Genomic DNA, 14,663 nt, shown 5'->3' with positions numbered 1-14,663 from the left:
ACTAGTATAGATTAGCAGAATTTCTGTGAATCTAAGCTATCCTTAGTAGTTTTATCTATTCTAAAATACATAACCTCATGAAACACTTACTATATTTTCTAATCCCGGCTATTCTATTGGTGGCATGCGGGCCACAAGAGAGAGTTTCAAAAAATGTATTCGACGAAGTAAATAGCTCTATGGAAGCAAAGAAGCTTTCTGAAGCTCAAATCACCCAAGAAGCTATGATCTGGGGAGATTCTATTAGCAGCGAAGCGCAGCAGCAACTGATGGCAAATCTTCATAAGGCTGTGGAAGAAAATGGATATGCAGAGGCTTTGGAGTTTTGTAATGTAAATGCGGCACCCATCATAAAGTTATTAAGTGATAAAAATGGGGTGTCAATACGGCGAACTTCTACACGCACAAGAAATCAAGATAATATGCCTACTGAAGAAGAATTGCCAATTCTGGAGGCATATCAATATAACATGGAAAATGGGATAGAAAATGAACCCAATATCCAAAAGATAGAAGGCGGAGATGTATTACTATATAATAAGGCAATTGTCATTTCTTCAGAATTTTGTTTGGCATGCCATGGAGATCCAAAGAACGATATAGAAATAGATGTTTTAAGTAAGATAGATTCTCTTTATCCAAGGGATTTGGCCAGAGGATTTAAAGTTGGAGATCTGAGAGGAATGTGGTCAATTAAGCTTCCTAAAAAATCTGTTGTTAATCGATTATAGCAAACGATTGCAATGTTAATTTGAGAGGATTTTTCTTTTTTTTATGGTTAGGCAAATCGCCCTATTCCCTTTATTATCCATTGTTTCATTGAATAAAACAATTTTGAACGGTTAAGGCTGTAGTTATATGACCTATATGTCAAAATTCAGTCAACTTTTGGCAAAAAACAGTTTGCTTTTGCAAAAGCTTACAGGGACATTAGACTGTTAAATTTTATTAATAACTAATAAACCCCTATGCCAATGAGAAACTTTACTCATTTGAAGCTATTCAGCCTGACATTAATTTTTTGTCTGGGACTGATTAGCACCGTATTCGCACAGACCCGGGAGGTGTCTGGTGTGGTAATTTCAGGAGAGGATAATTTGCCTCTGCCTGGTGTGTCTATTCTAGTGAAAGGCACAACTAATGGTACCGTCACTGACATTGACGGTAAGTTTGCACTCAATGTTTCTGGACCATCAGATGTATTGGTATTGTCATTTATAGGTTTTACTCCGATGGAAGTACCAGTTGGAGCTCAGACCACGTTTGACCTCACCTTGCTTGCTGACACGAAATCTCTCCAAGAGGTGATTGTGGTAGGATATGGTGAGCAGAAAAAAGAGACAATCACTGGTTCTATTGCCACTGTAAAAGGTGAAGAACTGGTCAAGTCTCCGGCTTTGAACCTATCCAACTCGATCGCTGGTCGTATGGCGGGTGTGGTTGCAGTAAATAGAGGCGGTGAGCCAGGCAATGATGGATCTGGAATCAGAATCCGTGGATCCAATTCCCTTGGTAACACGGGTGCATTGGTAGTAATCGACGGTATTCCTGATAGAGCAGGTGGTTTGGAGCGATTGAATCCAAATGATATCGAAAGTATCTCTGTATTGAAAGATGCTTCTGCGGCGATTTACGGATCTAGAGCGGCTAACGGTGTAATTCTCGTAACAACCAAAAGAGGTTCTACGGGTGCACCTGAGTTGACTTTCCAAGTGAACCAAGGATGGGCACAGCCAGCAATACTTCCACAGCTAGCCAATGCTGCTGAGTACGCGACTGCGCTGAATGATCTGAATATCTATGAGCTTCCTACCTCTGAATGGGCGGCTGCCAATGAAGCATATAAGCAAAATGGGCAATACACAAGACCAAACGGGCAAGTAAGAACTGCTCCATATTCTCCTGACGAATTGGAGCTATACAGAAATGGAACAGATCAATGGAACTATCCTGACACAGACTGGTATGGAGAAACACTTAAAAACTGGTCACCACAAAGCAGATACAATCTACAGCTAGTAGGTGGTAGCGAGAATGTGAAGTACTTGACCTCTCTAGGTTACCAAAATCAGGATGCATACTATAAGGATGCTGCTACAGGATACAAGCAATATGACTTCCGGATCAACTTGGATGCAAATATCAACAAGTATATGAAAGTTGGTTTAGGCATTATGGCAAGAGAGGAATCTAGATTCTTCCCAACTGTTTCATCTAATGCCATTTTCAGAATGCAGATGAGAGGAAAGCCTAATCAGCCTGCTTACTGGCCAAATGGTAAGCCAGGTCCGGATATAGAAAACGGTCAAAACCCGGTAGTAGTGACGACCAACCAAACTGGATATGATCGCGATACACGTGACTACATCCAAACTACTGGTAACTTAGAAATCAAAATACCTGGAGTAGAAGGTTTGAAATTTACTGGCACTGCAGCAATTGATAAATACATACGAACAACTAAAAGATGGCAAACTCCATGGACTTTGTATCAAAAAGGCAACGGCTTTGAAGCAGACGGAGTAACTCCAGTATTGGTTCCAAGTTTGAGAGGACCAGCTGAGCCGAACCTAAGTGAGTCAAATTCGAATCAGTTGAATATACTTTTGGGCGGTGTTTTAAATTATGACAAGAAGTTCAATGATGTACATTCATTAAATGTAGTAGCCGGTGTAAACCGTGAAACTGTAGAGGGAAACAACTTTAGTGCCTATAGAAGATTCTTTATTTCCACTGCAATAGATCAATTATTTGCAGGTGGTGATCTTCAAAAGGACAATAGTGGTGGTGCTTTCAATAGAGCTCGTCTGAACTACTTTGGTAGAGTTGCCTACAACTATAAGGAAAAATATCTGGCAGAATTCCTATGGAGATATGATGGTTCTTACATTTTTCCTGAAGATACTAGATTTGGTTTCTTCCCAGGCCTGATGTTGGGCTGGGTTGTTTCGGAGGAAAACTTCTGGAAAAATTCCCTTGGAAAAACATTTGACTTCTTCAAGGTGAGAGGCTCTTGGGGTCAATTGGGTAATGATCAGATTACATACGGCGGTGGTGATTTACTTGAATATCAATTCTTATCTACCTATGGATTTAGCTCCTACATCATAGGTAATTCAGAAAGTAAAACGCTTTTCGAAACAAGAGTACCTAATAATAACATTACTTGGGAAGTTGCAAATAACTCAAACTTAGGTTTTGAAGGCCAGTTTCTTCAAGGTAAAATCTTCTTCGAGTTTGACTTGTTCTATAATAAGCGTACAAATATCCTTTGGCAGAGAAATGCTTCAGTTCCACAATCTACTGGACTTAACCTTCCTGCAGAAAATATAGGAGAGGTAGAAAATAAAGGATTTGACTTGAATCTTGGTATTAGAGGAGGTAAAGGAGAATTCCAGTATTCTGCTAGCGTAAATGGTGGATATGCTAAGAACAGTATTTTGTTCTGGGATGAATCTCCGGGAGCACCTGAGTGGCAGATGTCTACAGGAAGACCAATTAACACTCGTCTAGTTTATAAGTACAACGGAGTCTTCCCAGATCAGCAATCTATCGATGCAGAAACGCTTGATTATTCAGCTATTACTGGTAATTTAAGACCAGGTGATATGAAGTATCAAGATTACAATGGCGACGGTAAAATCACTCCTGATGATAGAGTTCGTTTGGATAATAATAATATCCCTCTATTTCAAGGTGGTGTTAACTTAAACGCAAATTTCAAAGGCTTTGATTTGGCCATTTTGTTCCAGGGAGCAGCTGGTGCTAGACAAGTAATCAGTGCGGGTGAATCTGGGAATATTGGTAACTTCCTATCTGATATCTATGATGACGCTTGGACTATCGACAACCCGAGCAGCACTAATCCAAGACTTGCTAACAGAAACGATCAGTATTATTCAGCAAACAATACGTATTGGTTTAGAAGTTCTGATTACATCAGATTGAAGAACGTAGAGATTGGTTACAACATTCCAGCAAGTCTCACTGAGAAAATCGGAATCAAAAATGCTCGTTTTTACGTGAATGGTTTGAACCTACTCACATGGAGCAAGAACCAAGTATATGATCCTGAGTCGGATGCTGCTACTGGACAGTACTATCCTCAAGCTAGGGTAATCAACACGGGTCTTTCTGTTTCATTTTAATAATTTGACAACATGAAAAATAATATAAAACAAATAGTACTAGTGCTGACAGGATGCTTTACGCTGCTCAGCTGTAATAGTGATTTTCTAAATACAGAGCCACTTACTGAAATATCTCAGTCGGCAGTTTGGACAGACCCTGCATTAGCTGATGCTTTTGTGACGGGAATCTATCAGGGACTTGGAAATGGTGGTTTTGATGAGCAAATGCTTGCTTCCTTAACTGATGAAGCTATTTTCACTCACCCGGGTAGAGGTATCACCACCATTACAGAAGCGAGAACTAACTCCGCTGATGATGGATGGGTAAACAATACAATCTTCTGGGCGAATATGTATAGTTATATCAGAAGAGCTAATATTGCGATCGAGAATCTATCTGATCCTCAATTTGAGAATGCTGGCGGGATAGTAGATAGATTGATGGGTGAAGCTAAATTCATGAGGGCTTACTACTACCAGCAATTGGCTAGATATTATGGTGGCGTACCTATTGTGGATAGACCTTATGGGTTAGGTGAAGAGTCATACGAAGTCCCGCGTAACACGTGGGAAGAAACAATCAATTTCATTGTTGCTGATTTGGATGACGCTGCTGCGCTGCTGGCTGGAAAGAATATGGCTAAAGGACGTTCAAGCGAACTAGCAGCCTTGGCCCTAAAGTCAAGAGTGTTATTGTACGCTGCAAGTGATCTTCATGATGGCCCAACAGCAAAAAGTAAATCGGCACTTCTTGCAGGATTTTCTGATTTGGATCTGTTAGCATATCCAAGTGGAAATAGAGTAGAAAGATGGCAAAGAGCTCAAGCTGCTGCTAAAGCAGTATTGGATAAAGGGAATGGAAACTTATATGGACTTTCTGAACCAGTTCCTCACGCTGAAGGTATCCAAAACTATATCAATAATTCCCTATCCAGAAATGGTGGTCAAAATGAGTTGATCATGGCTAGGTACTTTATCAATTTGAAACAAGAAGGTGGTGGTCGTCAGGGTCTTTTCAACGGTCCAAACGGCTATAACAACTGGGCTGGAAATAGCCCTGTGCAACTGCTAGTTGATGATTATGAAATGATGGATGGTTCAAAATTTGACTGGTCAAACCCTGTACATGCTGCTGCACCCTATGAGAACAGGGATGCTCGTTTCTATGCCTCTATATTATATGATGGCGCTCAGTGGAAGCCAAGATCCAATGCAAACAAGCCAAAGGATCCATTGGGAGAGATACAGACAGGTACTTATGAAGTTACTGATGCATCAGGTGCTAAAGTGACTCATTTCGGATTGGATACTAGAAACAGTTCTATTGAGGATTGGAATGGTAGCTATACTGGATACTATATCAGAAAATTTGTAGATCCGAATCCTGCAATTGTAGATCAGAATACATGGCAAGAAATTCCTTGGCCTGTATTAAGGTATACTGAGGCGGTATTGAATTACGTAGAGGCTTCGATTGAGCTCGGTCAAGAAGCTGAGGCCAAAGCTTGGTTGAACCAGATTAGATTCAGAATAGGTCAGCCTGCTATCACTGCCACAGGTGATGCTTTGAGAGATGAGTACAGAAATGAACGACGTATCGAAATGGCTTATGAGGAGCAGAGATACCATGATGTCCGTCGTTGGATGATTCCTGCACAAACTATTGGTAGAAAAGCAAGCATCATCAATATTGTAGGTACGTTGAAGCCCGGTGCAAGTGTGCCTGTTTACAGATACGATCCAGAAGTGTACAACTATGTGTATAAAGTACTACTTATCGATCCAGGAAAAGAGAATAGGACTTGGTTGGATAAAATCTACTTTACTCCTATTCTAAGAGATGAGTTAAATAGAAACACTATTTTGATCCAGAATCCTGGATACGAGTAATCTTAGTTATTCTTAATTATTAATCTAAGCCATTCCTTTGGGGTGGCTTAGATTATTTTATCTTATGCAGAGCAGAAGCCTCATTACAATTTTGAGTATCAGTTTTTTGATGATGTCTTGTTCAGAATCAGACAAGTCAAGCCAAGCTGAGGACTCCTCAATTTCCAATTCCCCTCCTCTCTTTAATCTTTTGACTCCTGAGCAAACGGGAATCACCTTTTCCAATAGAATAGAAGAGTCTCTTAACCTCAATGTCCTTATGTACGAGTACCTCTACAATGGTGGAGGAGTTGCCGTGGGAGATCTTAATGGGGATGGTTTGGAGGATATCTATTTTTCTGCCAATGTAAGTGGCAATCAGCTTTACCTCAATCAAGGTAACCTCAAATTTAAAGAAACAGCTCAAGCTTCCGAAGCAACTGGAAGATCCGGTCCTTGGAAGACCGGAGTTGTTTTCGTCGATATTAACGGGGACAAAAAATTAGATATTTATCAGTGTTACTCAGGGAATCTACCCACTGAGAAACGAACCAATCAACTTTTTGTCAATCAAGGGAATGATGAAAATGGCATTCCGATTTTCAGGGAAATGGCTGAAGAATATGGCATTGCCTCAAATGCACCTAGTACGTCGGCTAGCTTTTTTGACTTCGATCTCGATGGGGATTTGGATCTTTTTATCCTCAACCACAATACCAAATCCATCCAAAATCAGGATGTGAATTTGACAAAAGTATTGCTCAAAGAGAAGCATGAAGCTGGCTCACAGCTTTTTGAAAATAGAAATGGGAAGTTTGTAGAGATCACACAGAATGCTGGTATCTCTAGCTCTAGCCTTTCCTACGGACTAGGTGTAGCTGTTGCAGATATCAATCAGGACGGTTGGCCGGATATCTACATTGGCAATGACTATTCCATGCCAGATTATCTGTACATCAATCAAAAAGATGGCACGTTCAAAAATGAGATTTTAGAGCGTTTGGGTCATACTTCTCATTTCTCTATGGGAAATGACATTGCTGATTTCAACAACGACGGCTTCCTGGACATTTTCACCCTAGATATGCTTCCTGAGGGTAATGAGAGGCAAAAGCTTCTTCTTGCACCAGATAATTTTGAGCTTTTTGAACTGAACGTAAACAAGGGCTTCCATCATCAATATATGCGAAATATGCTGCATGTCAATTCTGGGGATGGTACATTTCAGGAAATTGGGCAGCTGGCAGGAGTGTCTAACACGGATTGGAGTTGGTCGTCTCTTTTTGCTGATTTTGATAATGACGGGTGGAAAGACCTGTTTGTGACTAATGGCTATTTGAGAGATTACAACAACCAAGACTTTCTGAAATACATGGACAATTATGTTCGCACTTCAGGTGGCAAGCTCAAGCGGGAGGACCTGCTGAATATGGTGAAAAATATGCCTTCGTCTAATTTGACCAATTACATTTTTCAAAATAACGGGAACCTAACGTTTCAAAACCAAACCAAAGCCTGGGGAATCAAACATGTTGGAAATAGCAGTGGTGCCGCTTACAGTGACCTTGACAATGATGGTGATCTCGATCTTATCGTTAATAACATTAATGCTCCGGCATTCATTTACGAGAATCAAACATCTCAACTAAAAAGTGGAAATTATTTGAATGTGAAGCTTTCTGGCTCAGAAAGTAATTCCTCAGCTTTAGGAGCGAAAGTATCCGTTTTTGCTGGAGAGACTGCTCAAGTATTGGAGCAGAATCCTTATCGTGGCTATCAGTCTTCTGTATCAACTACTCTGCATTTTGGACTGGGAGACTTTACTGAGATTGATTCCCTTCTTGTCATTTGGCCTGGTGGAGAGACAACTCGGGAATATGCTGTCGCCACAAATCAATTGGTGGAATTAAGCGAAAGTGAAGGTGTAAATGCACCAGCTAAAAAGGCAAACTTACCTGACGTTTTCCTAACTAAAAAAATAAAACTTACTACTGATCGAGGAAGAGCGTTCAACGATTACAAAAGACAGCCATTGCTGATTAACCCTGTTTCTGGTAATGGAAAGGCGATGGTTCTTGCTGATTTTACTGGTGATGGACTTGAAGATTTATTCTTGGGTGCTGGATCTAATGCAGTTGCTTCAATTTATGCACAGAGCTCGGGTGGATCATTTGTCAAGCAAAACAACAGTGTTTTCGCATCGGCTTCTAGCTCAGAGGATACTGATGCTGTTGCTTTTGATGCAAATGGGGATGGCAGTTTGGATTTATTTGTGGCAAGCGGAGGCGTATATGATTTCCATGTAGGAGATGAGGCTCTGCGAGATCGGTTGTATCTGAATGATGGGAAAGGCAATTTCACGCTTGCCTCTGATGCTCTTCCTAATGAAGCATTCCCAACTGGTACTGTGCAAGTCGCAGATCTTAATTTTGATGGAACACCTGACTTATTTGTGGGTGCCAGAATCAATCCTGGTCAGTTCCCAACCTCCCTTGGCGGAAGGGTTTGGATCAACGATGACAAAGGGAAGTTCACTGATCAGACCAAGCAACTTGCACCAACATTTGTCAATCTTGGTATGTTGACCGACTCAGGCATAATAGATCTGGATCAGGATGGCAAGCCGGAGTTGATCGTATTAGGTGAGGCGATGCCAATTCAGATTTTTTCTTTGCGAGAAAACCAATGGAAAGAAACAACCTTAGAATTTTTTGAAAAGCATGAATTTGGTTTTTGGAATGACTTGACCCTGGCCGATTGGGATGGAGATGGAAAGGTGGAGATTTTGGCAGGAAACCTGGGAGCAAATTCTCAAATAAAGGCAAGCAGCACTCAACCCGCTGAAATTCTCTATAAGGATTTCGATTCGAATGGGTCAGTTGATGCCTTTTTGGGCTATTACATACAAGGCGAAAAATACCCAGCAGCTAGTAGAGATGAGATTTTAGGGCAGGTTCTTTTTCTGAAAAAAAGATACTTAGACTTTAAATCCTTCTCCAATGTAAAAATGAATGAGCTATTTACTGCACAGGAACGCGAGGGAGCAAATTCCATTTTCATCAACCGTCTGGAGACGACCTATTTTGTAAGAAACTCCGCAGGGAAGTTTGAAGCAAAAGCGCTTCCTATACAAACTCAGTTCTCTCCGGTATTCGCTTCAGAAGCGGTGGATGTGAATGGTGACGGAAATCTAGATATGGTGCTTGGAGGAAATACTGACTACGGCAAATTGTATTTTGGTAAATATGACGCGAATCAAGGCGTTGTTTTGCTTGGCAATGGTAAAGGGCAATTTACAAATGCTACCAAAGCTCAAAGTGGACTGATCCTCCATGGAAAAGCTCGTAAAATTATAGCCGACAAAGAGCTGATATTTCTATATTTGGATGAATCTACAGTTAGCATTTATTCACTCCATCCATCACAAACGGACTAACTTCCAAACGCAATACTAGTATATTTAAGATTAAAGAATTTTTCATCCAATATGTATAAAACGAATACAAAATACTCAGTGATTGGTGCTTTGATGCTCATGAGTTTTGATGTCAATGATTCCAATTTTGAATCTTACACTCAGAAAATCCCTGGGACTGAAGTTACTTTCCAAATGGCTCCTATTCCCGAAGGAACTTTCATGATGGGTTCTGAAAGTTCCGCAGATGCGGATGAAAAGCCAGTGCATGAAGTACAAATTGCTCCTTTTTGGATGGGGACACATGAAGTGACATGGGATGCTTTTGAACTTTTCTTGGATAAAAACTACGAAGTGGCTATTTCTGAAGGTCCTATTGGAGAATTAGTAGATGGATTATCCAGACCAAGTATGCCATATTTGGATATGACTTTTGGGATGGGCAAAGAAGGAAAGCCGGCAATAGGAATGACCCAATACGGAGCCATCCAGTTTTGTCACTGGCTCTATCTGAAAACAGGTATTTTCTACAGACTTCCTACAGAAGCAGAATGGGAATATGCAGCCAAAGCCGGGACGAAAACAAGGTTCTTTTATGGAGATGACCCTTCTAAACTGGGAGAATTTGCCTGGACTAGAGAGAATTCGGCGGAGACTACACACCCAATTGGTGAAAAGAACCCGAACCCTTGGGGACTTTACGACATTTATGGCAATGTGCTAGAATGGACTTCCGATCAATATGATCCTGAATTTTACGGATCATCTCCTTCCGCTAATCCTACAAATCCATCAACTGAACTCTATCCAAGAGTGGTACGTGGCGGAAGCTACGATACGGAAGCTTCTGAATTGAGTTCTTCCAAACGCTTTGTAAGTTCTGCAGATTGGAAGCGAATAGATCCGCAAATTCCTAAAAGTCAGTGGTGGTTTCCAGAAGCACCGTTCTTAGGTTTGAGACTCGTAAGGCCACTTATGCCACCTAGCCCAGAAGAAATTATGGCTTATTATCAAGCCAAACCAATTACCGATTATTAACCCTTAATACCTATACTTATGAAAATAGAAAACTCTCGTAGAGACTTCATCAAAACTTCCGCTCTGGTTACAGGCGGATTGATGACTTCCCCTTTTGTGTTGCCAGGTGCATATGCTGCCCCTGTAAATGAATTGAAGCTTGCGTTAGTCGGCTGTGGTGGTCGTGGTACTGGCGCTGCATTCCAAGCCTTAGCAACGGGCCACAACATCAAAATAGTCGCTATGGCGGATGCCTTCAGAGATCGACTAGATACAGCATACAATGCATTAAATGAGAAATATGGAGATAAACTTTCTGTTTCTGAGGATATGAAATTTGTGGGTTTTGATGGGTATAAGAATGCTATTGCACAAGCAGATGTCGTGATCCTCGCGACTCCTCCGGGCTTCCGTCCTATGCACTTCGAAGAAGCTGTAAAGCAGGGCAAGCAAATATTTATGGAAAAGCCTGTAGCTGTAGATGCTGCTGGTATCCGGAAAGTATTGAAAGCTGCTGAAGAAGCAAAAGCCAAAAAACTAAATGTAGTGGTAGGCCTTCAGAGACACTATCAAGCAAACTATATTGAGACCATTAAGCGTATTCACAATGGAGACATTGGTGATATCATTAACGGTCAAGTATATTGGAATGACGGTGGAGTATGGGTGAGAGAGCGGCAGCCTGGTCAGACAGAGATGGAATATCAAATGAGAAACTGGTATTACTTCAACTGGCTTTGTGGTGATCATATCAACGAGCAGCACGTACACAACATCGACGTAGCCAACTGGGTGAAGCAAGGCCCACCAGTGAAAGCTGAAGGAACTGGTGGTCGCCTTATTCGTACTGGTAAGGAAAACGGAGAAATTTTTGATCACCACGTACTGACTTATACCTATGCTGATGGATCTGTGATCCACAGTGAATGTCGCCACTTCCCTGGGGCTCAAAACCGTGTGGATGAAAGCTTCCAAGGGACAAAAGGAACTGCTTACCTAAGTGCTGGAAATTACGGAACACTTAAAGATTGGAAAGGCAATGTGCTTTATGAGCACGATCGTAAGAATCAGCCAAATCCATATCAAGTAGAGCATGATCAGCTTTGGGCTACCTTGTTCAATGGTGACTATAAATTTGCTGATGCTGAAAATGCTGCAAATAGCACCATGACTGCCATTATGGGTAGATATGCTACTTATTCCGGTAAGCCATTGACCTTCGATGAAGCTTTAAACGGAAGTATTGATTTGATGCCAGAGACGCTAGCTTGGGATGCTATGCCTAAAGTATTGCCTGGAGCAGATGGGTATTATCCACATGCTATTCCGGGTAAAACTAAAGTAGTTTAATCATGGAAAGAAGAGGATTTATTAAGAAATTTGGCTTAGGAAGCACCCTATTGGGTGTTTCTGGAGCTATGAGTATACCTTCTTTTGCCATGGGCAAGGCTGAGCCTACTTTCAACATGGATTTTGCACCCCACTTCGGAATGTTTAAAAGTTCTGCTCCTGGAGGAATTGTGGATGAATTAAAATTCATGGCTGATCAGGGTTTCAGATCTTTAGAAGACAATGGAATGCTTCGTAGATCGGAAGAAGAGCAGGCGCTGATCGGTAAGACATTGGAATCTTTAGGGATGAGAATGGGTGTTTTCGTGATAGAAGGTGGCGACAACTGGAAAGTGTCATTGACCACAGGAAAGCAGGAATTCATGGATACTTTTGTAGATACATGTAAGAAATCTGTTGAAGTAGCAAAGCGTGTTGGTGCAAAATGGATGACTGTAGTTCCAGGCTATTTCGAAAGAAATCTTCCGATGGGAGTACAGACCGGTAATGTCATTGAGGCTTTGAAGCTTGGAGCTGAAGTATTTGAACCACATGGTCTAGTGATGGTGATGGAGCCCTTGAGTGATAATCCTGATCTTTTCCTCCGTCATGCTGATCAATCTTATATGATCTGCAAGGCTGTGGATAGCCCAGCCTGTAAGATCCTTTATGATATCTATCATATGCAGCGCAATGAAGGAGACCTAATTTCTACTATGCAGAAGACTTGGGAAGAGATTGCATACATCCAAATAGGAGATAATCCAGGCAGAAAGGAGCCAGGAACAGGAGAAATCAATTATAGCAATGTATTCAAATACATCCATGAGAAAGGTTTCGAGGGTGTGATGGGTATGGAGCATGGCAATGCATCTCAAGGAGTCGAAGGAGAAAAAGCATTAATCCAGGCCTATAGAAAAGTTGATATAGTCTGATTTTAAAATAGAAATGATTAAAAGAAAATTACTAGCGCTATCATTATTGGTAGCGCTTTTTTCCTGCAAAAAATCTGAGGAAAACCTGGCAGATAAGCCCAGTGGATGGAACATCCTTGTGACCCCCATTGAGTCATCTCTAAGAGGACTCTCCCCACTCACCAGTGAGATAGCCTGGGCAAGCGGAAGCAATGGCGTATGGCTAAGAACTATTGATGGTGGAAAGACTTGGGATCATGGGGTGGTAGCAGGGCTGGACACGGTCGATTTCAGGTCTATTCATGCATTTGATGCAATGACCGCAATTGTGGTCTCCGCCGGACAGCCAGCAGTTATCTACAAAACTGTTGATGGGGGAAATTCTTGGGAACTGAAGCATCAAGAGAATGAGTTCGCATTTCTCGATGGTATCAGTTTTGCCTCAGCCAGTAGAGGATTTGTGCTTGGAGACCCTTTTGAAGGGAAATGGACAATTCTCCAAACAGCCAATCAGGGAAATACTTGGTATCCTTTGGACTCTTTGCCAGAGGCGGCGGATGGAGAAGCAGCTTTCGCTGCGAGTGCTACGTCCCTTCTCGCTGAAGGAAATCAGCTGTGGCTAGGAACTGGTGGCATGGAATCCAACCTCCATTTTTCAAATGATATGGGAGAAAGCTGGGAAAAGTACAGTACCCCATTTGTCCAAGGAGAATCATCACAGGGCATTTTTTCAATAGCAAGTATGGGCGGAGGAGAAATCGTAGGAGTAGGCGGAGACTATTTGAATGAAGAAATGCAAGAAGGTATTGCTGGTATTTTTGTTTTAAGTAATAAAGAATGGGTAAAACCTCAGCAGGGGCCTGGCGGGTATCGATCAGGAGTAGTTTACTTTTCGAAGCTAAAATGGTTGATCGCCGTTGGTCCAGCTGGCTCAGATTATTCCACTGATGGGGGGATTATATGGCAGCCAATTTCTGCAGATGGTTTTCATGCCGTAAAAATCGGACATGCAGATGGTTCAGTATGGGCGTCGGGTGCCAAAGGAAAAATCGCTAAATTGAACTATTGAAAGCCAAAGTCCCATTCCAGAAAGAATACCAATGACTGATCTTTGTATTCGATAATTACAAAAGATTTGCATATTGGTTAAGCTTTGCGGAATAACCATGACGTATCTTTAGGCTGACTCTTATTAACCGATATTAAACCTGAATTTTATAAACGATGTTTGAAATTGTTCCATCCATATGGCTCATCAATGGAAAATGTGTTCGACTCAAAAGAGGCGATTTTTCAACTGAGGAAGTGATCTCTAATAATCCTTTGGAAATTGCTCAGGCTTTTGAATCCATAGGAATCAAAAGAATCCATCTAGTAGATTTAGATGGTGCTCGTAGAGGTGAGCCTAAAAATTACCATATCCTTGAGGCTATTGCGGGATATACAGAGTTAAAAGTTGATTATACCGGAGGAATTTCTACTGACGGAGATGTGATCAAATGTTTTGAATTCGGAGCTGCCAGCATCACCGTGAGCTCAGCAGCAGCAAATCATCCAGAGCGTTTCGCCCAATTTCTCCTTTCTTACGGCCGGGAGAAAATCAATCTCGCTGCTGATATTAACCCCGCTGATAACAAAATCAAAATCAAAGGTTGGTTAAAGAAAACCGAGATTGACCTTTTCGATCATATTGACTTTTTCTATGAAAGAGGTTTGAAATACCTGAAATGTTCAGATATCTCAAGGGACGGCGTAATGGAAGGTCCGAACTTCGCACTTTTCCAGACCATCAGGGATAAATTTCCTGAAATTCACCTAGCAGCAAGTGGTGGGGTAAGAGGAATTGATGATTTCAAGCGACTTAGAGACATGGGCGTATCAGCCAGTGTTTTTGGGAGAGCTTACTATGAAGGGATGATAAGTCTTGAAGACCTTAAGAAATTTATTTTAGAAAATTGAGCATAAAAATAGAGACTTCGAAAAAGTCTC

The 14,663-nt window shown here is 41.4% G+C and carries 9 protein-coding genes; all 9 read left to right on the top strand.

The window, feature by feature from the left end:
- The first annotated feature begins 77 nt into the window (after positions 1-77).
- Positions 78-731, top strand: a complete 654-nt coding sequence (locus BVH04_RS23375; RefSeq protein ID WP_086543881.1) for a Tll0287-like domain-containing protein — start codon at positions 78-80, stop codon at positions 729-731.
- A gap of 243 nt (positions 732-974) precedes the next feature.
- A complete protein-coding gene (locus tag BVH04_RS23370; protein WP_086543883.1) occupies positions 975-4,148 on the top strand; it encodes a SusC/RagA family TonB-linked outer membrane protein in 3,174 nt (1,057 codons plus the stop codon).
- A gap of 12 nt (positions 4,149-4,160) precedes the next feature.
- The gene (locus tag BVH04_RS23365) at positions 4,161-6,020 is read left to right on the top strand and encodes a RagB/SusD family nutrient uptake outer membrane protein (protein WP_086543880.1); all 1,860 of its coding nucleotides are present in this window, start codon (positions 4,161-4,163) and stop codon (positions 6,018-6,020) included.
- 64 nt (positions 6,021-6,084) lie between these two features.
- Entirely contained in the window at positions 6,085-9,435 is a 3,351-nt protein-coding gene (locus tag BVH04_RS23360) for a VCBS repeat-containing protein (protein ID WP_240511039.1), read from the top strand.
- A gap of 51 nt (positions 9,436-9,486) precedes the next feature.
- Positions 9,487-10,452 (top strand): formylglycine-generating enzyme family protein, encoded by a 966-nt coding sequence (locus tag BVH04_RS23355; RefSeq protein ID WP_086543879.1) that lies wholly within the window; start codon positions 9,487-9,489, stop codon positions 10,450-10,452.
- An 18-nt stretch (positions 10,453-10,470) separates the two neighbouring features.
- Positions 10,471-11,781 carry a Gfo/Idh/MocA family protein gene (locus BVH04_RS23350; protein ID WP_086543878.1) on the top strand — a complete coding sequence of 437 codons (1,311 nt, stop codon included), beginning with the start codon at positions 10,471-10,473 and terminating at the stop codon, positions 11,779-11,781.
- A gap of 2 nt (positions 11,782-11,783) precedes the next feature.
- Positions 11,784-12,695, top strand: a complete 912-nt coding sequence (locus BVH04_RS23345; protein WP_086543877.1) for a hydroxypyruvate isomerase family protein — start codon at positions 11,784-11,786, stop codon at positions 12,693-12,695.
- Between the two features lie 13 nt (positions 12,696-12,708).
- Positions 12,709-13,743, top strand: coding sequence for a WD40/YVTN/BNR-like repeat-containing protein (locus BVH04_RS23340; RefSeq protein WP_086543876.1), 1,035 nt, complete (start codon positions 12,709-12,711; stop codon positions 13,741-13,743).
- 155 nt (positions 13,744-13,898) lie between these two features.
- Positions 13,899-14,633, top strand: coding sequence for a 1-(5-phosphoribosyl)-5-[(5-phosphoribosylamino)methylideneamino]imidazole-4-carboxamide isomerase (locus tag BVH04_RS23335; protein WP_086543875.1), 735 nt, complete (start codon positions 13,899-13,901; stop codon positions 14,631-14,633).
- The last annotated feature ends 30 nt before the right edge of the window (positions 14,634-14,663 follow it).

The sequence above is a fragment of the Algoriphagus antarcticus genome, assembly GCF_002150685.1.
Taxonomy (GTDB): Bacteria; Bacteroidota; Bacteroidia; order Cytophagales; family Cyclobacteriaceae; genus Algoriphagus; species Algoriphagus antarcticus.
The sequence above is the reverse complement of the archived record's forward strand: the minus strand, read 5'-3'. Positions and strand labels throughout refer to the sequence as shown.

Bases quoted from the DNA above. Each gene is read 5' to 3' on its own strand.
- BVH04_RS23375 (WP_086543881.1), top strand. From the start codon at position 78: ATGAAACACTTACTATATTTTCTAATCCCGGCTATTCTATTGGTGGCA.
- BVH04_RS23370 (WP_086543883.1), top strand. From the start codon at position 975: ATGAGAAACTTTACTCATTTGAAGCTATTCAGCCTGACATTAATTTTT.
- BVH04_RS23365 (WP_086543880.1), top strand. From the start codon at position 4,161: ATGAAAAATAATATAAAACAAATAGTACTAGTGCTGACAGGATGCTTT.
- BVH04_RS23360 (WP_240511039.1), top strand. From the start codon at position 6,085: ATGCAGAGCAGAAGCCTCATTACAATTTTGAGTATCAGTTTTTTGATG.
- BVH04_RS23355 (WP_086543879.1), top strand. From the start codon at position 9,487: ATGTATAAAACGAATACAAAATACTCAGTGATTGGTGCTTTGATGCTC.
- BVH04_RS23350 (WP_086543878.1), top strand. From the start codon at position 10,471: ATGAAAATAGAAAACTCTCGTAGAGACTTCATCAAAACTTCCGCTCTG.
- BVH04_RS23345 (WP_086543877.1), top strand. From the start codon at position 11,784: ATGGAAAGAAGAGGATTTATTAAGAAATTTGGCTTAGGAAGCACCCTA.
- BVH04_RS23340 (WP_086543876.1), top strand. From the start codon at position 12,709: ATGATTAAAAGAAAATTACTAGCGCTATCATTATTGGTAGCGCTTTTT.
- BVH04_RS23335 (WP_086543875.1), top strand. From the start codon at position 13,899: ATGTTTGAAATTGTTCCATCCATATGGCTCATCAATGGAAAATGTGTT.